Here is a 22556-nt window from a genome sequence, read left to right on the forward strand (position 1 = left end):
CGCACCGCAGCCCCGGGGAGACCATGCGCATCGGCCGTCCCACCACGGTCCGTTCGAGGATCGTCGCGCTCGCCATGGCTCCCGTGCTCGCCCTGGCCCTGTTGTGGACCTTCGCCATGTGGTCGGTCACCGGGGAACTGCGCGCGCTGGTCCGGGTCCAGGGCGTGTACGAGGACTTCGGCACGCCCGTGGACACGGCCGTCGGCCAGATCCAGATCGAGCGCCGGCTGTCCGCCGCCTACCTCGGCACCGGGCACCGCGACGAGGCCGCCGTGGACCTGCTCAAGCAGCAACGGCGCACCGACCGGGCCGTCAACGCCATGCGCGAGGCCCTCCGGGACGGCGACCGCGACCGGCTCTCGCAGCGGCAGCGGGAGATCCTCGACGGGGTCGCCGAATCGACGGACCGGCTGGAGGAGCTGCGCCACCGCGTGCTGTCCCGGGACATCACCTGGGACCGGGCCGTGGCCGAGTACAGCACCCTCGTGGAACCCGGCTTCGACGTGCAGTCCACCCTCACCGCGCTGCAGGCCGGGCAGCTCGCCCGGGAGGCGCAGGTCGTCATCGAGCTGGTGCGGGTACGGGAGTTCGTCTCGCGCGAGGACGCGCTGGTCGCGGGCGCGCGGGCGGCCGGGACGCTCACGGACGAGCAGTACGACACGCTCGTCGCGACGATCGAGGACCGGCGCGTCTTCGAGCGGACGTACGTCCCCGATCTGCCCGCCGACTCACGGTCGCTGTACGAGGAGTTCCGGCGCTCGGACCTGTACCGGGAGCTGACCCGCGGCGAGGACGCCCTGCTGCGCGCCGGTGCGGCGGGCGCGGGCGAGGCCGTCGCCGCCGGGTCCTGGCGCAGCACCGTCGACCGGGCCGTCGTGCGGTACATGGAGATGGCCACCCAGTCCGCGATCAACTCCGCCGACCGGGGGCGCGCGTTCGCGTACCGCGAGCTGGCAAAGGCCGTCGTCGTCGGTGTGGTCGGGCTAGCGGCGGTCGCGCTCTCGCTGTGGTTCGCGGTGCGCGGTGCCCGTCGGATCTCCCGCCGCCTGGAGACGTTGCGCGACGCCGCCGACCTGCTCGCGACGCGTCAACTGCCCGACGTGATGGAGCGGTTGAGCGCCGGCGAGGACGTGGACGCCGTGGCCGAGGCGCCGCCGCTCGCCGACGGTGAGGCGGGCTCCGACGAGATCGGGCAGGTCGGGCGGTCCTTCAACGCGGCGCGGCTCGCCGCCGTCGAGGCGGCCGTGCAGCAGGCCCGGCTCCGGCGCGGGCTGTTCGCGGTGCTGCTGAACATCGCCCGCCGCAACCAGGCGCTGGTGCACCGGCAGTTGAAGCTGGTGGACACGCTGGAGCGGCGCACGGACGATCCGGACGTCCTTCAGGAGCTGTTCCGGATCGACCACCTCACCACCAGGATGCGGCGCCATGCGGAGAGCCTGATCATCCTCTCCGGTGCGGTGCCCGGGCGCCGCTGGCGCCGTCCGGTGCCGATCGCCGACGTCGTGGTGGCCGCGGTGGGCGAGATCGAGGACTACGCGCGCGTCGAGGTGCCGCCGATGGAACGGGTGGGCGTGGCCGCCGACGCCGTCGCCGACGTCGTCCATCTCATCGCCGAGCTGGTCGAGAACGCCACCGTGTTCTCGCCGCCGCACACCCGTGTGACGATGCGGGCCGGCCGTGCCCGCGGCGGATTCGTCCTGGAGATCGACGACCGGGGTCTCGGACTCGACGCCGACGGGATCGAGGAGGCCCACCGCACCATCCGCCGCGCCGAGGACTTCGACCCGGCCTCACACGACCGGCTCGGCCTGTACGTCGTCGGCCGCCTCGCCGCCCGCCACGGCATCGAGGTCACCCTGTGCCGGTCGCCGTACGGCGGTACGACGGCCGTGGTGCTGCTGCCCGACGCGGTGCTGGCGGCGGTGGATCCGGAGCGGCCGGAGGGGGAGGCGGCGGCTGACGCGAGCGGTGAGGCGTTGCCGCAGCGGCGGCGACGGTCGGGAGAGGCGCGGCGGGTTGCCGGATCAGGGGCGACGGTGCTGACGCCTGCGCGGCCTTGGGGGGAGGGGGTGGGTCGCGCCGGGGTGGAGTGCACCGAGGGCGGGCCGGGGGCCGGGCTGGGGGCGGGCGACGCTGTGATCGGGCCGAGGGCCGGGCTGGGGGCGGGCGACGCTGTGATCGGGCCGAGGGCCGGGCTGGGGGCGGGCGACGCTGTGAGCGAGCCGGGCGGCGGATCCGCCGATGCCGCCCCGGCCCCCGGACGCGCCGATGCCGCCCCGGCCCCCGGACGCGCCGATGCCGCCCCGGCCCCCGGACGCGCCGATGCCGCCCCGGCCCCCGGACGCGCCGATGCCGCCCCGGCCCCCGGACGCGCCGATGCCGCCCCGGCCCCCGGACGCGCCGATGCCGCCCCGGCCCCCGGACCCGACAGTGCCGACCCGGCCGCCGAGCCCGACCCTCCGACCCCCGCCCTCCCCACCCGCGTCCGCCAGGCCTCCCTGGTCGCCGAGCTCCGCCGTGATCCACCGGCGGCCGCCGAGCCGCCCGCCCGGCGTGAGGTCAGTGCCGAGGAGATGCGGGACGTCTTCGGCGCGTTCCAGCGCGGGCTCCACCGGGGACGCAAGGGGCTGCCCAGGACAGAGCCGGGAACCCAGGAAGGCACCTCCACGCAGCGCACCCACACCGAGGAAGGGACGGACGCCGACGATGCGCCCTGACCAGACCCCCGAGCAGCAGTCCCGCACCGGCAGCGAGCCCGACGCGGGTGACCCCCCAGGCACCGACCTCGGCTGGCTGCTCGACGACCTCGTGGCGAGGACCGGCCATGTCCGCCAGGCCGTCCTGCTCACCGCCGACGGACTGCCGCTCAGCGCGAGCGAAGGCATGCGAGAGGCGGACATCGAACACCTCGCGGCCGTGAGCTCCGGCTTCCACGCCCTGGCCCGCTCGGCGGGGGAGCGGTTCGACGCGGGGGAGGTGCGGCAGACGATGGTGATGCTCGACGACGCCTACCTCTTCGTCACCCCGGCCGGCGCCGGCAGCCGGCTCGCGGTACTGAGCGAGGCCCAGACGGACGTGGGACAGCTGGCCCACGAGATGGCGCTGCTGGTCCGCCGGGTCGGCCGACACATGGACGCCGCGGTGCGCTCGGCCGCCGACCCGGCGGGCGCCTGAGCCGGGCCGTGACCGACGACCACTGGTACGAGGACGAGACCGGCTCACTGGTCCGCCCGTACACCGTGACCCGGGGCCGTACCAGGCCCTCGCCGCAGCATGCCGTCGACATGATGTCGCTGGTCAGCGTGGTGGAGACGGACGATCAGCGACCCGCGGTCGACCATGCCCGGGCTTCGCTGCTCGACCTGGTGCGGCGCGGGCCCCGACCGGTCGTCGAACTCGCCGCGGACGCCGATCTCCCGCTGACCGTCGTCCGCGTTCTGCTGGGCGACCTCGCCGATGCGGGCCTCGTCCGTATCGACCCGCCGCGCCGCGCACCCGACGGTCCCTCGGCCGACCCGGAGCTGCTGCGGGAGATCGTGGAACGCCTTCGCGAGATCTGACGCGAGATCTGAACGGCGCCCCTACGGGGTTCCGTGGGGCGGGACCCGGCCGGAGCCGCGGCCCAGGTCGCGCAACGAATCGCCGCCCGGCCCGGAATCGACGCAACGATCGGCGCACCGGCACGCAACGGCTCCTTCTTGTCCGGCCCGGTCCGCCGCCCGTACCGTCTACGTGGCCCCCACACCCATCCGTCCTGGTGAGGAACACGCATGCGCACCGCCCTGCTCCAGAGCTCCGGCCGGCCCGGCTCCACGGTCGAGAACCTGAAGGTCCTCGACGAGGCCGCGGGCCGTGCCGCTGCTTCCGGTGCGGGGCTGCTGGTCGCCCCGGAGATGTTCCTGACCGGCTACGCGATCGGCGACGACATCGCCCGCCTCGCCGAGCCCGCCGACGGTGACGCCGCCGACGCGATCGCCGAGATCGCCACCCGGCACGGCCTGGCCGTCGCGTACGGCTACCCGGAGCGCTCCGCCGACGTCGTCTTCAACTCCGCCCAGCTGATCTCCGCCGACGGCACCCGGCTCGCCAACTACCGCAAGACCCACCTCTTCGGCTGCTTCGAGCGCGACCACTTCACGCCGGGCGAGCAGCCGGTCGTCCAGGCCGAGCTGGACGGGCTGCGGGTCGGGATCATGATCTGCTACGACGTGGAGTTCCCGGAGAACGTCCGCGCCCACGCCCTCGCCGGCACCGACCTGCTGCTGGTGCCGACCGCGCAGATGCACCCGTTCCAGTTCGTCGCCGAGTCGCTGGTGCCGGTGCGGGCGTTCGAGAACCAGATGTACGTGGCGTACGTCAACCGGGTCGGCCAGGAGGGCGAGTTCGAGTTCGTGGGGCTGTCCACGCTCGCCGGACCGGACGGGTTCGCCCGCACCCGCACCGGGCGCGGTGAGGAACTCGTCCTCGCCGATGTGGACCCCGCCTTCCTCGCCGCCTCCCGAGAGGCGAACCCGTACCTGAAGGACCGCCGCCCCGGTCTCTACGGGTCCCTGGTCTGAACCCCCGCCCCCCTGATCTTCCGTTTCGCGCAAGGAGTCCGTACCCCATGACGTCCACGGTGCCCAACGCCGTCGAGCACGCCGACGAGCAGCAGCCGCCGATCACCATGTTCGGCCCGGACTTCCCGTACGCGTACGACGACTTCCTCGCCCACCCGGCGGGCCTCGGCCAGCTTCCGGCGACCGAGCACGGCACCGAGGTGGCGGTCATCGGCGGCGGTCTGTCCGGCATCGTGGCCGCGTACGAGCTGATGAAGATGGGCCTCAAGCCGGTCGTGTACGAGGCCGACCGGATCGGCGGGCGCCTGCGCACCGTCGGCTTCGAGGGCTGCGACCCCTCGCTGACCGCCGAGATGGGCGCGATGCGCTTCCCGCCCTCCTCCACGGCCCTGCAGCACTACATCGACCTGGCCGGCCTGGAGACGAGGCCCTTCCCGAACCCGCTGGCCGAGGCGACCCCGTCGACCGTCGTCGATCTGAAGGGCGAGTCGCACTACGCCGAGACCATCGACGACCTGCCGCAGGTCTACCGGGACGTGGCCGAGGCGTGGAACAAGTGCCTGGAAGAGGGCGCCGACTTCTCCGACATGAACCGGGCGATGCGCGAGCGGGACGTGCCGCGCATCCGGGAGATCTGGGCGCAGCTCGTCCAGAAGCTCGACAACCAGACCTTCTACGGCTTCCTCTGCGACTCCGACGCCTTCAAGTCGTTCCGGCACCGGGAGATCTTCGGCCAGGTCGGCTTCGGCACCGGCGGCTGGGACACCGACTTCCCCAACTCCATCCTGGAGATCCTGCGGGTCGTCTACACCGAGGCCGACGACCACCACCGCGGCATCGTCGGTGGCTCCCAGCAGCTGCCGCTGCGGCTGTGGGAGCGCGAGCCGGAGAAGATCGTGCACTGGGCCTACGGCACCTCGCTGGCCACGCTGCACGAGAACGGCGAGCCGCGCCCGGCGGTGACCCGCCTGAACCGCACCGCGGGCAACGGGATCACCGTGACGGACGCGAACGGCGACATCCGCACCTACCGGGCGGCGATCTTCACCGCCCAGTCCTGGATGCTGCTGTCCAAGATCCAGTGCGACGACACGCTCTTCCCGATCGACCACTGGACGGCGATCGAGCGCACCCACTACATGGAGTCGTCCAAGCTCTTCGTGCCCGTGGACCGGCCGTTCTGGCTGGACAAGGACGAGGAGACCGGGCGTGACGTCATGTCGATGACGCTCACCGACCGGATGACCCGCGGGACCTACCTGCTCGACGACGGCCCCGACAAGCCGGCCGTGATCTGCCTGTCGTACACCTGGTGCGACGACAGCCTGAAGTGGCTGCCGCTGTCCGCCAACGAGCGGATGGAGGTCATGCTGAAGTCGCTCGGCGAGATCTACCCGAAGGTCGACATCAGGAAGCACATCATCGGCAACCCGGTGACGGTGTCCTGGGAGAACGAGCCCTACTTCATGGGCGCGTTCAAGGCCAACCTGCCCGGGCACTATCGCTATCAGCGGCGTCTGTTCACGCACTTCATGCAGGACCGGCTGCCCGAGGACAAGCGGGGCATCTTCCTCGCCGGTGACGACATCTCCTGGACGGCGGGCTGGGCCGAGGGCGCCGTCCAGACCGCGCTGAACGCGGTCTGGGGCGTCATGCACCACCTCGGCGGGGAGACCGACCCGGCCAACCCCGGCCCCGGCGACGTCTACGACGAGATCGCGCCGGTGGAGCTCCCGGAGGACTGACCGGCCGTCACACCCCGGCCGCGCGGGCCTTCTCGTAGACCTGTGCGGCCGCGTCCTTGAGCTCCTCGGCGTCCCTCGGGGTGATCTGGAGATCGATCATGATCTCCTCCAGGTCGATCCCGGCGTACGGCACGAGGTCCTCGACGATCTGGTCGGCGTTGCCCTGGAAGGGCTGGCGGTCGGCGCCGTCGTACGCCTTGGCCGAGTACTGGGCGTTCACCCGCAGCACCGTCTGGATCGGCCGCTCGCGCCCGCGCTCGGCCGCCAGATCCCGCAGTTGGCGCAACTGCGCGGCGACCTGGTCGCTGCCCATACCGACCGGCAGCCAGCCGTCGGCGTGGTCGACGAGCCGGCGCATGGCCTTCGGGCTACTCGCGGCCAGCAGGATCGGGATCGGCCGGGCGGGCTTGGGGCCGACCACGGCCGACTCGATCTTCGTGACGCGTCCGTCGTACCGGACCGGGTCCGGGCCCCACACCGCGCGGCACACCTCGATCAGCTCGTCCAGCACCTGCCCGCGCTCCTCGAACGGCCGCACCGACGCTGCCGCGTACTCGTCGAGGGACCAGCCGGTGCCGAACCCGGCCAGCACCCGGCCGCCGCTCGCCGCGTCCAGCGAGGCGAGGGCCTTGGCGAGCTGGAACGGCACGTGCAGCGGCGCCACCAGCACGCTGCTGCCCAGCCTGGCCCGCTCGGTGGCCGCGGCGGCCAGCGTGAGCGTCACCAGGGGGTCGGCGACATGCCGGTAGAAGTCGGGCCAGGGGAGGCCCTCGACGCCGTACAGGCCCTGTGTGGCGGGCTCGGGGAACAGGGCGCGCTCGAACACCCACAGGCTCTCGTAGCCGACCTGCTCGGCAGCGCGGGCCACGTCGGGCACGTCCCTGCCGAGGTCGTACTGCCGCATCTGGGGGAGGCTGAGGCCGAGCCGGATCGCCATACCTTGTGCTCCTTCGCAAGAGGTTCGCTCATGTCGAACGTACAACGTTCACACAGGAGTTCAGGGCTTGCGGAGGCGTGGCGGCGCGGGAGTGGCCGGATCAGTTCGGTAGTGGCGTGAGCATCATGCGCCCCGCGAAGCCCACCGCCGCGTCCAGGCGCTCGGTGAACTCCGCGGCCAGGTCGGGGAGCCGGCGCAGCGCCCACAGCGCCCGCGCCGCCGACCACGTGGCGTCCCGGGCGCGCTCCAGGCTCCACGCGCCGAGCAGATGGGTGAGCGGGTCGGCGATCTGGAGCAGGTCGGGACCCGGCATCAGATCTTCGCGGATGCGCTCCTCCAGCGTCACGAGGAGGTCGCCCACGCGGTCGTACTCGTCCTCCAGCTCCGCCGGTTCGCAGTCCAACGTACGACAGGCGTCCACGACGGCGAGCGCCAGATCGTGCCCGATGTGCGCGTTGATGCCCGCGAGCGCGAACTGCAGCGGCCGTACCCCGGGATGGCGGCGCGACTGGAACAGCGGCCGCCAGCAGGCGGGTGGACGCCGGTCCGCCGCGACCGCGTCGACGGCCGCCAGATAGCGCTCCGCGAACCGCACGTCCAGCGTGATCGCGGCCCGCGCGTCGGGAAAACCCCCGGTGTCGATGCGGTGGTCGACGGCCTCGGTGACGGCGAGGTAGACACGGTTGAAGACCGCGACGCCGTCCTGTGGGGGCAGGGTCGCGGCGAGCGTGCGCATCCGGGAGACGACCGCGTCGACGGGAGTGGTGAACTCTTCCAACTGCGTCATGGGGGCAGGGTCCCAGCCCTAGGCTGGCCCGGGTGCCGGCGAGCCCGAGGCTTCCCCAGAACGGGGGAACGCGGCCGCCGCGCGTGGGGGAGTGCGGGGGAGAGCACGAGGGGGGAACAGCACTGTGTCTGGCTTACGTGCCCAACGCCTGGCCGCCCGCCGGGCCGCGCGCAGGCGCGCCGCCCGGCGCAATGCCGTGGTGGCGGCGGCCTCCGTGGTCGTCGCGGTCGGCGCCGTGACCGGGATGCTGACCGCGCTGGACGAGGGGGACGGCTCGGACCAGGCCAGGCCGTCGCCGGTGTCCGCCTCGGCGCGTCTGGACCGGCTGCCCGTCGTGCCGTCGGTGTCACCGTCGGCGGTGAGGCCCTCGCCGTCACCCCCATCTGCCGTCGCGCCCACGCCGACGATCGCGCCCACGCCGACGACCGCCACGCCCTCGCCCAGCCGTACCGACAGGGAGCGGCAGACCGGCGCCGTGCAGACCCGTCTCTACCGCCATCCCGACTCACAGATCCTGGACTGGGTCCGCGCCAACCCGGACGATCCCCGGAGCGCGGTCGTCGCCCGGATCGCCGACCAGCCGGCCTCGGTGTGGTTCGCGGACTTCACGCCCGGCACCATCACCTCCCGGGTCGCGGCCGTCACCGCCGGCGCGGCCGCCCAGGGGCGGGTCCCGGTCGTCGTGCCGTACGCGATCCCCGACCGGGACTGCGGCGGCCACTCCCAGGGCGGCGCCCCCGATTTGGCGGCCTACGACGACTGGATCGAGCGGTTCGCGGCCGGGCTCGGCTCCGGCGAGGTCATCGTGATCCTGGAGCCCGACTCCGTCGCCCAGGCCGACTGTCTCCCCGCCGCCGACCGCGCCGACCGCTTCGCCTCACTGGCCCGCGCGGGCCGCGTCCTGAAGGCCGCCAACCCGAAGGCGCGGGTGTACTACGACGCCGGCCACTCCGGCTGGAACCCCGCTCAGAAGCAGGCGGCGCTGCTGAGGCAGGCGGGCGCGGCCTCGCCCGCCTCCTCCGACGGCGTCTTCAGCAACGTCTCCAACTTCCACCGCACGGCCGACGAGATCGCCTACGACCGGCAGGTGCTGGCCGCGCTCGGCGGCCCGGACGGCCTCGGCGCCGTCATCGACACCAGCCGCAACGGCAACGGGGCACCGGCGGACGGGGCGTGGTGCGACCCGGCCGGGCGGAAGATCGGCCGGGCGCCCACCCTGCACACCGGCGAGGCGCGCATCGACGCCTACCTGTGGGTCAAGCTGCCGGGGGAGTCGGACGGGTGCAAGGGGACGCCGGGGACCTTCTCGCCCTCCTACGCCTACGACTTGGCCTCGTCGTCGTAGCGGGACGTGCCCTCGTCCAGGAGCGGCCGCTGGGTCTTGAGGTGGGCGGGGGCGAACGCCCGCAGCGCGTGGTAGCCGGTGATGACGACGAGCGTGCCGAGGGCGATGCCGCTCAGCGAGAAGGTGTCGGTGAACTCCAGCGACACGTTGCCGACGCCGATGATGATGCCCGCGGCCGCCGGTACGAGGTTGAGCGGGTTGCGCAGGTCCACCTTGGCGTTGATCCAGATCTGGGCGCCGAGCAGGCCGATCATGCCGTACAGGATGACGGTGATGCCGCCGAGCACGCCGCCCGGGATCGCGGCCACCACCGCGCCGAACTTCGGGCACAGCCCGAACAGCAGGGCGAAACCGGCGGCGGCCCAGTAGGCGGCCGTGGAGTAGACGCGGGTCGCGGCCATCACGCCGATGTTCTCGGAGTACGTCGTGTTGGGCGGGCCGCCGACGGCGGTGGACAGCATGGATCCGACGCCGTCGGCGGCGATCGCCGTGCCGAGTTTGTCGTCCAGCGGGTCGCCGGTCATCTCGCCGACCGCCTTGACGTGCCCGGCGTTCTCCGCGACCAGCGCGATCACGACGGGCAGCGCGACCAGGATCGCCGACCACTCGAAGGCCGGCCCGTGGAAGGTGGGCAGGCCGATCCAGTCGGCGTCGGCGACTGAGGAGAGGTCCAGGCGCCAGTGGTCGGTGAGCCTGCCGCTCGCGTTGACCGAGTGGATGCGGCCGAAGATCCGGTCGAAGACCCAGGAGATGCCGTAACCGAAGACCAGGCCGAGGAAGATCGCGATCCGGGACCAGAAACCACGCAGACAGACCACGGCCAGGCCGGTGAACAGCATCACCAGCAGGGCCGTCCACTGATCCTGCGGCCAGTAGGTGGACGCCGTGACCGGGGCGAGGTTGAAGCCGATCAGCATCACCACCGCGCCGGTCACGATCGGCGGCATCGTCGCGTGGATGATCCGCGCGCCGAAGCGCTGCACGGCGAGTCCCACGAGGAACAGCGCGACGCCGACCACGAAGACCGCGCCGGTCACCGTGGCGCTGCTGCCGCCCTGGGCCCGGATCACGGCCGCGACGCCCACGAAGGACAGGGAGCAGCCGAGGTAGCTGGGCACCCGGCCGCGGGTGGCGAGCAGGAAGACGACCGTGGCGACGCCCGACATCATGATCGCGAGATTGGGGTCCAGGCCCATCAGGACCGGCGCCACGAAGGAGGCCCCGAACATCGCCACCACGTGCTGGGCGCCGAGCCCGGCCGTGCGCGGCCAGGACAGCCGCTCGTCGGGCCGGACCACCGCTCCGGGTGCCGGGGTGCGTCCGTCGCCGTGCAGTTTCCAGCGGACGCCGAGATCCATGTGAGGTGTCGCTTTCGTCGTAACAGCAGTGCCGGACCATTGTCAGGGCTGGTCGCGGGTGCTTCGTACCGGTGGGCTGCCGCTCATCACCTTCGGGCGGTCGCGGTCGCCGGAGCGCAGCACGCCCGCGAACACCGCGAGCCCGCTGGACAGGAAGGTGACCAGGGCGAACGACACCACCAGGCTCGTGGCCTGTGCCAGCGTGCCGATCGCGCTCGGCGCGATCAGACCGGAGGTGTAGGTGATGGTCGCGACGCCCGCGATGGCCTGGCTCGGGTTCGGGCCGCTGCGGCCCGCGGCGGCGAAGCACAGCGGCACGACCACGGCGATGCCCAGACCCATCAGCGCGAAGCCCGCCATCGCCGCCGCCGGGTGGTCGGCCAGGACGATCAGCAGTCCGCCCAGGGCGGCGAGGACACCGCCGGTGCGGACCGTGCGGACCGAGCCGTAGCGGTCCACCACCTTGTCGCCCGCGATCCGGGCGAGCGCCATGGTGAGGGTGAAGCCGGTCGTGCAGGCGGCCGCGAGACCGGCCGACGTGCCCAGCTCGTCCTCCAGGTAGACCGCCGACCAGTCCAGGCTCGCGCCTTCCGCGAACACCGCGCAGAACCCGACCGCGCCGATCAGCAGCGCCGACCGCGGCGGCAGCGCGAAGCGGGGCGGGGGTTCCTCGTCCTCGGTGGGCTGGAGGTCCAGCACCCAGGTGCAGGCGAGCAGCCCCAGGAGGGTGAGGCACGCGGCCGCCAGCGCGTGGTGCAGCCGGGCGTCCGTGCCCAGGTGCGCGGCGAGCGTGCCGCCGGCCGAGCCGATGAGGGCGCCGGCGCTCCACATGCCGTGCAGACCGGACATGATCGAGCGGCCGAGACGGTTCTCGACCTCCACGCCGAGGGCGTTCATCGCGACGTCCGCCATGCCGGCCGTGGCGCCGAAGACGAACAGGGCGAGGCACAGCGCGAGCAGATTGGGCGCGAGGGACGGCAGGACCAGCGCCAGCGTCCACAGGGCGAGCAGTCCGCGCAGGGCCGTACGGGCGCCGAAGCGGTGGCTGATCCGGCCCGCCAGCGGCATCGCGACGGACGCGCCGAGGGCGGGGAAGGCGAGCGCGAGGCCGAGTTGGCCGGGGCTCACCGAGGCGTGGTCCTGGATCCAGGGGACGCGGGTGGCGAACGAGCCGGTGACCGCGCCGTGCACGGCGAACACGGCGGCCACGGCATACCGGGCACGTATCACCTCTCGGTGCTGGTCGACCACGTCTTTCATGTTCCCCGCCCCTTGTCGCGTCCCGGCGCCGACCGCGTCCGGCGATCCGGCCGGTAAATTATCAGGGACCCTGCCTGATAGATAGAGGGCATGGCGCGACGGCCTCATCTGGAAGGATCCCGGCATGCCCGCATCCCCGAGTACCGCCCGGGCCATCAACGACCGGCTCGCCCTGCGGCTGTTGCAGCAGGAGGGGCCGTTGACGGCCGGGCAGTTGAAACAGTTGACCGGCCTGTCCCGGCCCACGGTCGCCGATCTCGTCGAACGCCTCTCCGTGTCCGGCCTGATCGCGGTGGTCGGCGAGGCCGGCGAGCAGCGGCGCGGGCCCAACGCCAAGCTGTACGGCATCGTCGCCGACCGGGCATATCTGGCCGCGCTCGACGTCCGCACCGAGGGCGTCTCCGTGATCGTGTCCGACCTGCTCGGCCGGGTGCTCGCCGAGGCGTCCGTGCCGATCGGCGACGACACGGGCACCGGGCCCGCGGTGGAGCAGGCGGTCGCGCTGGTGGAGCGGGCGGCGAAGGAGGCGGGGGCGATGGGGGCGCCCCCGCGCGAGGACGTTCGAGCGTGGGGGAGGCTGCATACGGTCGGCATCGGCGCGCCCGGCCTGATCGACCCCGCCACCGGCGAACTCCGCGACTCCTCCGGCCTGCCCGCCTGGCACCGGCGCCTGGTCGCGGTCCTGCAGGAACGTCTGCCCGACGCGCGCGTCACCGTCGAGAACGAGACCAACCTCGCGGCGCTGGCGGAACAGCGGGAGGGGGCGGCCCGGGACCGGGACACGTTCGTGCTGCTGTGGCTGGGGCAGGGGACCGGGGCGGCGGTGGTGCTGGACGGGGCGCTGCGGCGGGGGGCGTCCGGGGGCACCGGGGAGATCGGGTTTCTGCCGGTTCCGGGAACGGGCGGGCTGCCGTCGGCGACGGACTGCGCGGGGGGCTTTCACTCGCTGGCGGCGGCGGGGGCGATCGTGGGGTTGGCGGGCGAGTACGGGGTGGGGGCGGACGACGGGGGTGGCTTGGGGGCCGCCGAGTTGGTGCGGGGGGCGACGGATCGTGTGGCGGGGTCGGTGGGTGGGGCGGCCGGTGGTGTGGCGGGGTCGGTGGGTGGGGCTACCGGTGGTGTGGCGGGGTCGGTGGGTGGGGCTACCGGTGGTGTGGCGGGGTCGGTGGGTGGGGCTACCGGTGGTGTGGCGGGGTCGGTGGGTGGGGCTACCGGTGGTGTGGCGGGGTCGGTGGGTGGGGCTACCGGTGGTGTGGCGGGGTCGGTGGGAGGGGCGACGGATCGTGTGGCGGGGTCGGTGCGAGGGGCGGCCGGTGGTGTGGCGGAGTCGGTGCGAGGAGCGGCGGATTCGGCGGAGTCGGGTGAGTCTGCCGCCCGCTTCCTCGACGCCCTCGCCGACCGCCTTGCCATCGGCGTCGCCTCCGTTGCCGCCGTCCTGGACCCTGGGTGCGTGGTGCTCGGCGGGGAGATAGGGCAGGCCGGGGGCGAGGTCCTCGCGGGGCTGGTGGAGGAGCGGGTGCGGCGGATGTCGCCGCTGGTCACGGAGGTGCGGGCGAGTGTCCTGGGCGGCGGTGCCGTACTCCGCGGGGCGCTGCTCACCGCGCAGGACCGGGCCCAGGACGAGCTGTTCGCACCCCCTGGGCCCTGGGGACGGTGACGGCGGAGCCCTGCTGTTCGCACCCCTTGGGCCCTGGGGACGGTGACGGCGGAGCCCTGCTGTTCGCACCCCTTGGGCCCTGGGGACGGTGACGGCGGAGCCCTGCTGTTCGCACCCCTTGGGCCCTGGGGACGGTGACGGCGCAGCCCTGCTGTTCGCACCCCCTGGGCCCCGGGGACGGTGACGGCGGGGCCCGCCCCGGGGTCACGCTCTCCGGACGCCTCCGACACGCACCGCCAGGTACTCCTCGAACGTTCCCTTCCCCACGGCCCGCAGCGGCGTGAGGTGACCGCCGCCCCGGAAAGCGCGGTACGTCTGCCCCCACAGCGGCACGTTCACGATCGCCCGTCGGTGGCCCGTGGCCTTGAGGTACGAGCGGGCCAGCGAGTCGAGCGTCCGCACCTCGGGCCCGCCCATGTCCTCGACCCGCCCCGCGGGCCCGCCCGCCGCCAGCTCCGCGAGCCGCGCCGCGACCTCGGCGACCTCGATCGGCTGGTCCTTCACCCCGGCCGGCAGCAGCATGACCGGCGGTTTGGCCAGGCTGTCGAACAGTCGGAGGAGCAGGTCGTGGAACTGGGTGGTGCGCAGCACGGTCCAGCCCAGCCCCGACTCCTCGATCAGCCGCTCCACGGCGAGCTTCGTCTCGTAGTAACCCAACGGCACCCGGTCGACCCCGACGATCGATATGTAGATCAGATGGCCCGCCCCGGCCCGGCGCGCCGCCGCGATCAGATGGGCCGCCGCCTCCTCGTCACCGCCGCGCGGAGTGGTCGCGCAGTGCACGATCGTGTCCGCGCCCGCGACGGCCGCGTCCAGTGCGGTGCCGCCCTCGCGCAGGTCGACGGCGTACGGCTGGGCGTGCCGGCTGAGCGCCCGCACGTCGTGCCCGTCCGCGCGCAGCCGCTCGGTGACGAGCCGGCCGAGGGTTCCGGTACCGCCGGTCACCAGGATCGTGGTCATACTGTTCAGCCCCTTCGCCACGCCGTGCGCTCCCAGGTGGAGCGCCCTTCGCCAGCTGGGACCGAGTAGCCCCTGGGGAATATGACAACCGCCGGGGCGGCGTTTCACGGACGCCCGAGCTGACGTCGTACGAATTCCAGCTCGGCCAGGTTCAGCACGGCTCGCAGGTCGGTGATCAGACCGTCGCGCAGCTGCCCGAACCAAGCCAGGGCGGGCGGCTCTGGGAAGGCCCGGCGGCGGGCAAGGGCCGTCGTCACCGCCGCCGGGCCCGTCCTGGCCGGGGGTCAGCAGGCGCCGAGGTCCTGCCAGACCCCCCACTCACCGGTGGTGCCGGGCTCCTCGCCCTTCGTCCACCACTTGGCCTTCCACGAGTGCCCGCGATGGGCCACCGTGCTGCCTCCGCCGTACTCCGTCGCGGCGCTCCAGGCCGGAGCCGCGCACTGCCCCGTGCCGCCGGTCGGGGACGGCGTGGGCGTCGGTGTCGCCGTCCCCGGCTCCACCACCGTCGTCCCGCGCGCCAGGTCCCCGGCCAGCGCGTACGTCTTCCCGCCGAACGTCACCGTCCAGTTCGACGGCGTCGACACCGGCAGGTAGTACACGAAGTCCAGCTCCGCCGACGCGCCCGGCGCCAGCGTCTGCCAGCTCGGCAGCTTCAGCGAGACCCGGTGGTAGTCGCCCTTGAGGCCGCCGACGTTCGACCCGGTGTGGTCACTGCGGATCACCGAAGTCCCCCACCCCGACTGGTCCTTGGCGTTGCCGGGCGCCGAGGTGGCGTAGTCGAACCGGAACTCCGTACCGCCGGGCAGCGTCGTCTGCGTCCGGTTGGTGATCCTCAGCTTGGGGCTGATCGGGTAGTTGGAGTCGCCGAGCGGGAACTGCCCGAACTCCACGTCGATGTCCAGCGCCTCGGCCGGCAGCTCGATCGTCGACCGCGTCGCGCCGTAGGGCGAGGCCGACTTGAACCTGTCGTACATCAGGGTCGTCAGCGTCGACCCCGGCTCGTACTGCCCCTTGGCCGCGTTCCACGCGTAGTCACCGGCCAGCTCCCACACCATCGTGCCGCCGATGCCCCGGTCCACGACGTAGTCGGCCTTGGCGGCCACCGACTGCTCGTCCTCGGTGGACAGGAAGACCTTCTTCTCGGCGTTCCACAGCCATGGCGCGACCAGCGTCGCGTCGTACCTGCGGGCGTAGCTGCCGGTCAGCCTGGTGTCGGCGGGGAAGCCGTACTTCGTCACGTAGTCCCCGACGACGCCCTTCTCCAGGTTCTTGGCGTGCCACATCGGGTTGGAGCCGGCCGGGGACTCCTTGCCGTTCGTGTCCTTGTCGTGCCACAGGTTGTCGATGCCGATGGCGCCGTCGCCGCACTTGGTCAGGCCGGACCCGGCCGGGCAGTCGGTGGACGGGGCTCTGCCCCAGAGGCCGTCCGTGCCGCCGGTGACGTTCTTGAAGCCCCGGGTGTAATAGGGCAGGCCGATATTGATCCGCCCGGCCGGCATCGAGCCGCGGAAGTAGTGGTACGCCCAGTCGGTGTTCAGATAGCCGATACCGCCGTACTGGGACGTGGAGTACACACCCGCCGCCGCGAGTTCGGCGTCCCTGCCGTCGTCGAAGAGCGAGGCGTTCGGGCCGACGTACTCGTTCCAGGCGCCGTGCAGGTCGTACGACATGATGTTGACGTAATCCAGGTATTTCTGGACCTGGAAGGTCTCCATGCCGCGCAGCAGGTATCCGGAGGAGGGTGCCGCCACCGTCAGCAGATAGTGCCGGCCGTCCGCCGCGCCCGCGCGGTCGAGTTTCTCGCGCAGGGTCTTCATCAGGGCGGCGTAGCCCTTGACCAGCCCGGCCCTGCGGGTGTTGGAGATCGACCAGTCGAGTGGGTTGCCCGCGTCCTTCATGGTCGTCGGGTACTCGTAGTCGATGTCGACGCCGTTGAAGCCGTACTTCCTGATGAAGTCGACCGCCGAATCCGCGAAGGTGTCGATGCCGGCCTGGTTGACCGAGCTGTCGGCGTTCGTGGCCATCGAGTAGAAGCCGCCGGAGTTCACACGGGTGCCGTTGTCGTTGAAATAGCCGCCGGTCTCGGCCCAACCGCCCACCGAAATCAGCGTCTTGACGTCCGGATGCTGTTTCTTGAATTTGTTCAGCAGGTTGAAGTGGCCCTTGTAGGGGAGTGCCGGGTCCATTTCCGCGCCCGTGACGCCCGGCCACGTCATACCGGTCGCCGGATTCGTGGCGCCGTCCGTGCCCACCGAGATCCTGTTGCCGCCGTCGACGTGCGCGAAGGCGTAGTTGATGTGGGTGACCTTGTCCCACGGGATGTCCGAGGCCAGATACGCGGGTGTGCCGTCCTTGCCGGTGCGCCAGCCGGTGAAGTAGCCGATCACCCGGCGCTGGTGGTCGGCGCCCATCTTCTCCCGGCCGGCCGAGTCGTAGACCGAGCAGTACGGGACGTCCACACCGGGCGTCCGGTGGAGACCGTCGGGGCGGCAGGACTCCTGGTCGGCGGCGTGCGAGACGGTGGCCGGGAGGCCGGCGAGGACCAGGCCCGCGACGGCGCCGGCGGCCGTGAGCAGGGCGGATCTGGATCTGTGAGGTGAGGGGGACAGCACGGTCGGTTCCTCTCCACGGAGTTGCGCAGACCCTAGAGAGGACTAGACCAGTGCGTCAATAGGTATGGACCAATTCAAAGGGGCGTGCGCGAGGGGGAGTTGGGGCCCGTTCGGCCCGCCTGAGAAGTCCAGCAACGCACCCTGTGAGCCACCCCACACCGTCCGCCCGTATGGACGTCGATCGGTCGTGGCACACTGGCCCTGTACCAGTAGCAGCGCACTCCGGGGTCGGTGAAAGTCCGAACCGGCGGTTACAGTCCGCGACCCGGTCGCCTCCAGCGGCCGGTTGACCAGGTGAAATTCCTGGACCGACGGTTAAAGTCCGGATGGGAGGCAGTGCGCGGCGAGCGGGCATTCGTGCGCGCCGCCGACCGTGGTCGTTCCCCGTGGGGACGAGTCCGTCCGGCGTCGCCCCCGGTGTCTCGCTCGTACATTCTGTCGTCTCGACAGCCCCGGAGTCCGTGCCCGAAGAGGCAGGAGGACCCGGGAAGTGTTCACCGGAATCGTCGAAGAGCTGGGCGAGATCACCGCCGTCGAGAACCTCGGCGACGCCTCCCGCTTCCGACTCCGCGGCCCCGTCGTCACCGAGGGGGCACAGCACGGCGACTCCATCGCCGTCAACGGCGTCTGCCTCACGGTCGTCGACCACGAGGGCGACGAGTTCACCGCCGACGTCATGGCCGAGACCCTCAAGCGCTCCAGCCTGGGCGTCCTCGCCGTCGGCTCCCGTGTCAACCTCGAACGGCCCACCGCCGTCGGCGCCCGCCTCGGCGGCCACATCGTGCAGGGCCACGTCGACGGCACGGGCACCGTCCTGGAGCGCACCCCGTCCGAGCACTGGGAGATCGTGAAGATCTCGCTCCCGGCCGACCTCGCCCGCTATGTCGTGGAGAAGGGCTCCATCACCGTCGACGGCATCAGCCTCACCGTCGTCGAGGCCGGCGCCGACTACTTCACCGTCAGCCTGATCCCCACCACCCTCGCCCTGACCACCCTCGGCCTCAAGCAGCCCGGCGACCCGGTCAACCTCGAAGTCGACGTCATCGCCAAGTACGTGGAGCGGCTCCTGGCCGGTCAGGGGGCGACCCGGTGAACTGGCTCAACTCCGAGGCCTTCACCCTCTTCGGCCAGCACATCAAGTGGTCGGACATGATCGGCAACGTGATCGGCCTGTTCGCCCTGGCGCTCGGCTGGCGCCGCTCGATCTGGACCTGGCCCGCCCAGTTCGTCTCCGGCCTGATCCTCTTCGCCGCCTTCGCCACCGCCCACCTCTCCGGCAGCGCGGGCAAGCAGATCGTCGTCATGCTCGTCGCCGGCTACGGCTTCTGGCAGTGGAACCGCGGCCGGCAGCAGGCGCAGGACGGCTCGATCGCCGTCCGGTTCGCCACCTGGCGTGAGCGCGGTGTGCTGCTCGGCGTGGCGGCGCTCGGCACCCTCGCGGTCGGCGGCCTGTTCACCGCGTACCCGACCCTGTCCTGGGACCCCTGGCCGGACGCGTACATCTTCGTCGGCACCGTCGTCGCCATGTACGCCCAGGCGCGCGGCATGGTCGAGTTCTGGTTCGCCTGGCTGCTCGTCGACCTGGTCGGCGTACCCCTGAACTTCGCCAACGGCTTCGCCTTCTCCGGCTTCGTCTACGTCATCTACGGCGCGCTCGTCCTGTGGGGCCTGCGCGACTGGTGGCTGCGCTCCCGCAGGGACGCGCGGCCCGTCCTGGAAGGAGCACCGGCATGACCGCGGCCACCGTCCTCTACGACACCGAAGACTTCGACCTCACCCTCGACCCGATCGAGCAGGCCGTCGCCGACATCGCGGCCGGCCGCCCGGTCGTGGTCGTCGACGACGAGGACCGCGAGAACGAGGGCGACCTCGTCATCGCCGCCGAGAAGGCGACCCCCGAGATCGTCGCTTTCATGATGAGCGAGTGCCGCGGCCTGATCTGCGCCCCCATGGAGGGCGAGGAACTGGACCGGCTGCGGCTGCCGCAGATGGTCGAGGAGAACACCGAGTCGATGAGGACCGCGTTCACCGTCTCCGTGGACGCCTCCGCCGCACACGGTGTGACCACCGGCATCTCGGCCTCCGACCGGGCGACCACATTGCAGCTCCTGGCGGGCGGCACCGCCGAGCCCACCGACTTCGTCCGCCCCGGCCACATCTTCCCGCTGCGCGCCAAGCCCGGCGGCGTCCTCACCCGCAACGGCCACACCGAGGCCGCCGTCGACCTCGCCCGCCTCGCGGGCCTGCGCCCTGCCGGCGCCATCGTCGAGATCGCCGGCGAGGACGGCCAGATGCTGCGCCTGCCCGAACTGATCCCGTTCGCCCGCAAGCACGGCCTGACGATCATCTCCATCGAGGACCTGATCGCCTACCGCCGCAGCTCCGAGCCCACCGTCCGCCGCGAGGCCGAGACCCGGCTCCCCACGGCCCACGGCACCTTCACGGCGTACGGCTACCGCTCCACCGTCGACGGCGTCGAACACGTCGCCCTGGTGCACGGCGAGATCGGCGACGGCGAGGACGTCCTGGTCCGCGTCCACTCCGAATGCCTCACCGGCGACGTCTTCCACTCCCTGCGCTGCGACTGCGGCCCCCAGCTTCAGACCTCCCTGGAGCGCATCCACGCCGAGGGTCGGGGCGTGGTGGTCTACCTGCGCGGACACGAGGGCCGCGGGATCGGCCTGCTGTCCAAGCTCCGGGCGTACGAGCTCCAGGAGCGCGGCCGGGACACCCTCGACGCCAACCTGGAACTGGGGCTGCCCGCCGACGCCCGCGACTACGCGGCCGGCGCGCAGATCCTCACGGACCTCGGGGTGCGCAGCGTGCGCCTGATGACCAACAACCCCGAGAAGACCGACGCGCTCGTCCGGCACGGAATCGAGGTCACCGAGCGCGAGCCGATGCCCGTACAGGCCGGCGAGCACAACCTCCGCTACCTGCGCACCAAGCGGGACCGGATGGGTCACGACCTGCCCTGGCTGGACACGCCCGCCGTGACAGCCTCTGCGGCCGCGTCCGCGGCCACCTGCGGCAACCAGTAAGCAAGAGAGAGCACCGAGGAGAAACGTGAGCGGCAAGGGCGCACCGGAACTGTCCGTACGCAACGTCGGTGACCTGCGGGTCGCCGTCATCGCGGCGCAGTGGCACGAGAAGGTGATGGACGGTCTGGTCGACGGCGCCCTGCGCGCCCTGCACGACCTGGGCATCGACGAGCCGACCCTCCTGCGGGTCCCCGGCAGCTGGGAGCTGCCGGTCGTCGCCAAGGTCCTCGCGGGCCGCGGCTACGACGCGATCGTCGCCCTGGGCGTGGTCATCCGCGGCGGCACCCCCCACTTCGACTACGTGTGCCAGGGCGTCACCCAGGGCCTCACCCAGGTCTCCGTCGAGACCGGCGTCCCCGTCGGCTTCGGCGTGCTCACGTGCGACAACGAGGAGCAGGCCCTGGACCGGGCCGGCCTGGACGGCTCCAGCGAGGACAAGGGGCACGAAGCGGTGACCGCGGCGGTCGCGACGGCGGCCACGCTCCGCTCAGTATCTGAACCGTGGCGTTAGGCGGGCCGACACACCGCGTAAAGTGGGCGGCACCATGTCCAAGAAGACGTTCGAGGAGCTCTTCACCGAGCTCCAGCACAAGGCCGCCCACGGCAACCCCGCCACTTCCCGCACCGCAGAGCTGGTCGAGAAGGGCGTCCACGCCATCGGCAAGAAGGTCGTCGAGGAGGCCGCCGAGGTCTGGATGGCCGCCGAGTACGAGGGCAAGGAGGCGGCCGCAGAGGAGATCTCGCAGCTGCTGTACCACGTCCAGGTGATGATGGTCGCCCGCGGGATCTCCCTCGACGACGTCTACTCCCACCTCTGAAAACCTCTGAGTGACACCCCCTCCGAACAAAGGAAGCCGACCTCATGCTGCGCATCGCCGTCCCCAACAAGGGTTCCCTCTCCGGCCCTGCGGCGGACATGCTGCATGAGGCCGGCTACCAGCAGCGCCGCGAGTCCAAGGAACTGCGGATCGTCGACCCGGCGAACGACGTCGAGTTCTTCTACCTCCGCCCCCGCGACATCGCGATCTACGTCGCCTCGGGCCAGCTCGACATCGGCATCACCGGCCGCGACCTGCTGATCGACTCCGGCGCCAACGCCGAGGAGATCCTGCCGCTCGGCTTCGCCCGCTCCACCTTCCGCTACGCCACCAAGCCCGGCAGCATCAGCGACCTGGCGGACCTGAACGGCAAGACGGTCGCCACCTCCTACGAGGGCATCGTCGCCAAGCACCTCGCCGACAACGGCATCGACGCCTCCGTCGTCCACCTCGACGGCGCCGTCGAGACCGCCATCCAGCTCGGCGTCGCCCAGGTCATCGCCGACGTCGTCGAGACCGGCACCAGCCTGCGCAACGCGGGCCTGGAGGTCGTCGGCGAGCCGATCATGAAGTCCGAGGCCGTCGTCATCCGCCGTACCGGCGCGGACGGCGAGGAGACCAAGGTGCAGCAGTTCCTGCGCCGGCTCCAGGGCGTCCTGGTGGCCCGGACGTACGTGATGATGGACTACGACTGCCGCGTCGAGCAGCTGGAGAAGGCCGTCGCGCTCACCCCCGGCCTGGAGTCGCCGACCATCTCGCCCCTGCACAACGAGGGCTGGGTCGCCGTCCGTGCCATGGTGCCCGCCAAGGACGCCCAGCGGATCATGGACGACCTGTACGACATCGGTGCCCGGGCCATCCTGACCACCGCCATCCACGCCTGCCGCCTCTGAGGACCCCGCACCGATGTCGGACCTGCCCCCGCTGCCCGTCACCTTCCGGCCGGGCCGCACCCGTGCCGTCCTGCTCTCCGCGGGCGTCGCCGTCTTCGTCGTCGTGTCGACGATCGCGATGTCGCTGGACCGGCTCAGCCCCGGTGAGCGGATCAGCTTCGTCTTCACGGCGGCCATGCTGTCGGCCGTGGCGCTGGTGCTGGCCCGCCCGAAAGTCGTCGCCGACGAGACCGGCGTCACCGTCGTGAACTTCGCCAGCAGGCGCCGGCTGGAGTGGGCGCAGATCGTGCAGGTGCACCTGCGGGTCGGCGACCCGTGGGTGTTCCTGGACCTCAGCGACGGCACCAGCCTGCCCGCGATCGGCATCCAGCCCGGTATCGCCAAGGCGCAGGCCATCGCCGACGCGCGCACCCTGCGGGCGCTGGTCGAGGCGCGCGCCGGCGGACATCACAGCTGACTCGGGGCCTTTCACCCTGCCGTACCGGCCGGTGTCTTGATTAATCTGTTGGCGGAGGCGTTTGTGTGACGCCTCCGCCCCTGTTGTGCCGGACGGCGCACAGGGGTTCCTGCGACCCGAGGAGTGA

At 72.0% G+C, this 22556-nt stretch carries 21 protein-coding genes and 1 riboswitch; of the genes, 14 read left to right on the forward strand and 7 right to left on the reverse strand.

Translation table 11 applies throughout. The annotated features are described in order from the left end of the window. Positions 1-23: 23 nt before the first annotated feature. The 5 genes from I2W78_RS34175 to I2W78_RS34195 all read left to right on the forward strand — a co-directional run bounded on the left by I2W78_RS34175 (position 24) and on the right by I2W78_RS34195 (position 6304). Positions 24-2717, forward strand: coding sequence for a sensor histidine kinase (locus I2W78_RS34175; RefSeq protein ID WP_230885681.1), 2694 nt, complete (start codon positions 24-26; stop codon positions 2715-2717). After that, entirely contained in the window at positions 2707-3174 is a 468-nt protein-coding gene (locus tag I2W78_RS34180) for a roadblock/LC7 domain-containing protein (protein WP_196464111.1), read from the forward strand. The genes I2W78_RS34175 and I2W78_RS34180 overlap by 11 nt, the downstream gene beginning before the upstream one ends. An 8-nt stretch (positions 3175-3182) precedes the next feature. After that, positions 3183-3560 carry a DUF742 domain-containing protein gene (locus I2W78_RS34185; protein WP_196464112.1) on the forward strand — a complete coding sequence of 126 codons (378 nt, stop codon included), beginning with the start codon at positions 3183-3185 and terminating at the stop codon, positions 3558-3560. A 210-nt stretch (positions 3561-3770) separates the two neighbouring features. After that, a complete protein-coding gene (locus I2W78_RS34190; protein ID WP_196464113.1) occupies positions 3771-4559 on the forward strand; it encodes a carbon-nitrogen hydrolase family protein in 789 nt (262 codons plus the stop codon). Between the two features lie 47 nt (positions 4560-4606). Next, positions 4607-6304, forward strand: a complete 1698-nt coding sequence (locus I2W78_RS34195; protein ID WP_196464114.1) for a flavin monoamine oxidase family protein — start codon at positions 4607-4609, stop codon at positions 6302-6304. Between the two features lie 7 nt (positions 6305-6311). Here I2W78_RS34195 and I2W78_RS34200 read toward each other — a convergent pair whose 3' ends face one another. Together I2W78_RS34200 and I2W78_RS34205 are read right to left on the reverse strand one after the other, a co-directional pair. Continuing rightward, positions 6312-7241 carry an LLM class F420-dependent oxidoreductase gene (locus tag I2W78_RS34200; RefSeq protein WP_196464115.1) on the reverse strand — a complete coding sequence of 310 codons (930 nt, stop codon included), beginning with the start codon at positions 7239-7241 and terminating at the stop codon, positions 6312-6314. A gap of 100 nt (positions 7242-7341) precedes the next feature. Next, the gene (locus I2W78_RS34205; protein WP_196464116.1) at positions 7342-8028 is read right to left on the reverse strand and encodes a DUF5995 family protein; all 687 of its coding nucleotides are present in this window, start codon (positions 8026-8028) and stop codon (positions 7342-7344) included. A gap of 196 nt (positions 8029-8224) precedes the next feature. Between I2W78_RS34205 and I2W78_RS34210 the strand changes: the two genes are divergently transcribed. Continuing rightward, positions 8225-9373 carry a glycoside hydrolase family 6 protein gene (locus tag I2W78_RS34210; RefSeq protein ID WP_196464818.1) on the forward strand — a complete coding sequence of 383 codons (1149 nt, stop codon included), beginning with the start codon at positions 8225-8227 and terminating at the stop codon, positions 9371-9373. Here I2W78_RS34210 and I2W78_RS34215 read toward each other — a convergent pair. After that, positions 9349-10731: a uracil-xanthine permease family protein gene (locus tag I2W78_RS34215; RefSeq protein ID WP_196464117.1), complete on the reverse strand. Its 1383-nt coding sequence runs from the start codon at positions 10729-10731 to the stop codon at positions 9349-9351. The genes I2W78_RS34210 and I2W78_RS34215 overlap by 25 nt on opposite strands. Positions 10732-10773: 42 nt before the next feature. Continuing rightward, positions 10774-11991 (reverse strand): MFS transporter, encoded by a 1218-nt coding sequence (locus I2W78_RS34220; RefSeq protein WP_196464118.1) that lies wholly within the window; start codon positions 11989-11991, stop codon positions 10774-10776. 124 nt (positions 11992-12115) lie between these two features. Between I2W78_RS34220 and I2W78_RS34225 the strand changes: the two genes are divergently transcribed. Beyond that, on the forward strand, positions 12116-13648 hold the full coding sequence (locus tag I2W78_RS34225; RefSeq protein ID WP_196464119.1) for an ROK family transcriptional regulator: 1533 nt from the start codon (positions 12116-12118) through the stop codon (positions 13646-13648). 204 nt (positions 13649-13852) lie between these two features. On the opposite strand, the gene I2W78_RS34230 is transcribed toward I2W78_RS34225, so the two are convergent. The 3 genes from I2W78_RS34230 to I2W78_RS34240 all read right to left on the reverse strand — a co-directional run bounded on the left by I2W78_RS34230 (position 13853) and on the right by I2W78_RS34240 (position 17220). Continuing rightward, entirely contained in the window at positions 13853-14608 is a 756-nt protein-coding gene (locus I2W78_RS34230) for an SDR family oxidoreductase (RefSeq protein ID WP_196464120.1), read from the reverse strand. Between the two features lie 104 nt (positions 14609-14712). Continuing rightward, positions 14713-14865, reverse strand: a complete 153-nt coding sequence (locus tag I2W78_RS34235) for a hypothetical protein (RefSeq protein ID WP_196464121.1) — start codon at positions 14863-14865, stop codon at positions 14713-14715. A gap of 27 nt (positions 14866-14892) precedes the next feature. Continuing rightward, complete coding sequence (locus I2W78_RS34240) at positions 14893-17220, reverse strand: chitinase C-terminal domain-containing protein (protein WP_196464122.1); 2328 nt, start codon at positions 17218-17220, stop codon at positions 14893-14895. 213 nt (positions 17221-17433) lie between these two features. Further along, positions 17434-17564, forward strand: a riboswitch (FMN riboswitch). Positions 17565-17710: 146 nt separating this feature from the next. On the opposite strand from I2W78_RS34240, the gene I2W78_RS34245 reads away from it, so the two are divergent. Genes I2W78_RS34245 through I2W78_RS34275 form a run of 7 tightly spaced genes read left to right on the forward strand, consistent with a single transcriptional unit; the run spans position 17711 to position 22429 of the window. Then, the gene (locus I2W78_RS34245) at positions 17711-18313 is read left to right on the forward strand and encodes a riboflavin synthase (protein ID WP_196464123.1); all 603 of its coding nucleotides are present in this window, start codon (positions 17711-17713) and stop codon (positions 18311-18313) included. Then, the gene (locus tag I2W78_RS34250) at positions 18310-18954 is read left to right on the forward strand and encodes a nicotinamide mononucleotide transporter family protein (protein ID WP_196464124.1); all 645 of its coding nucleotides are present in this window, start codon (positions 18310-18312) and stop codon (positions 18952-18954) included. Before I2W78_RS34245 ends, I2W78_RS34250 begins: the two co-directional genes overlap by 4 nt. Then, positions 18951-20261 (forward strand): bifunctional 3,4-dihydroxy-2-butanone-4-phosphate synthase/GTP cyclohydrolase II, encoded by a 1311-nt coding sequence (locus I2W78_RS34255; RefSeq protein ID WP_196464125.1) that lies wholly within the window; start codon positions 18951-18953, stop codon positions 20259-20261. Before I2W78_RS34250 ends, I2W78_RS34255 begins: the two co-directional genes overlap by 4 nt. Before the next feature lie 25 nt (positions 20262-20286). Then, positions 20287-20772 carry a 6,7-dimethyl-8-ribityllumazine synthase gene (gene ribH / locus I2W78_RS34260; RefSeq protein WP_196464126.1) on the forward strand — a complete coding sequence of 162 codons (486 nt, stop codon included), beginning with the start codon at positions 20287-20289 and terminating at the stop codon, positions 20770-20772. Positions 20773-20806: 34 nt separating this feature from the next. Next, positions 20807-21079: a phosphoribosyl-ATP diphosphatase gene (locus I2W78_RS34265; RefSeq protein ID WP_196464127.1), complete on the forward strand. Its 273-nt coding sequence runs from the start codon at positions 20807-20809 to the stop codon at positions 21077-21079. Positions 21080-21123: 44 nt separating this feature from the next. Beyond that, positions 21124-21972, forward strand: a complete 849-nt coding sequence (gene hisG / locus I2W78_RS34270; RefSeq protein WP_196464128.1) for an ATP phosphoribosyltransferase — start codon at positions 21124-21126, stop codon at positions 21970-21972. A gap of 13 nt (positions 21973-21985) precedes the next feature. Next, positions 21986-22429, forward strand: coding sequence for a PH domain-containing protein (locus I2W78_RS34275; RefSeq protein ID WP_196464129.1), 444 nt, complete (start codon positions 21986-21988; stop codon positions 22427-22429). Positions 22430-22556: the final 127 nt, after the last annotated feature.

This window comes from Streptomyces spinoverrucosus, from assembly GCF_015712165.1.
GTDB lineage: Bacteria > Actinomycetota > Actinomycetes > Streptomycetales > Streptomycetaceae > Streptomyces > Streptomyces spinoverrucosus_A.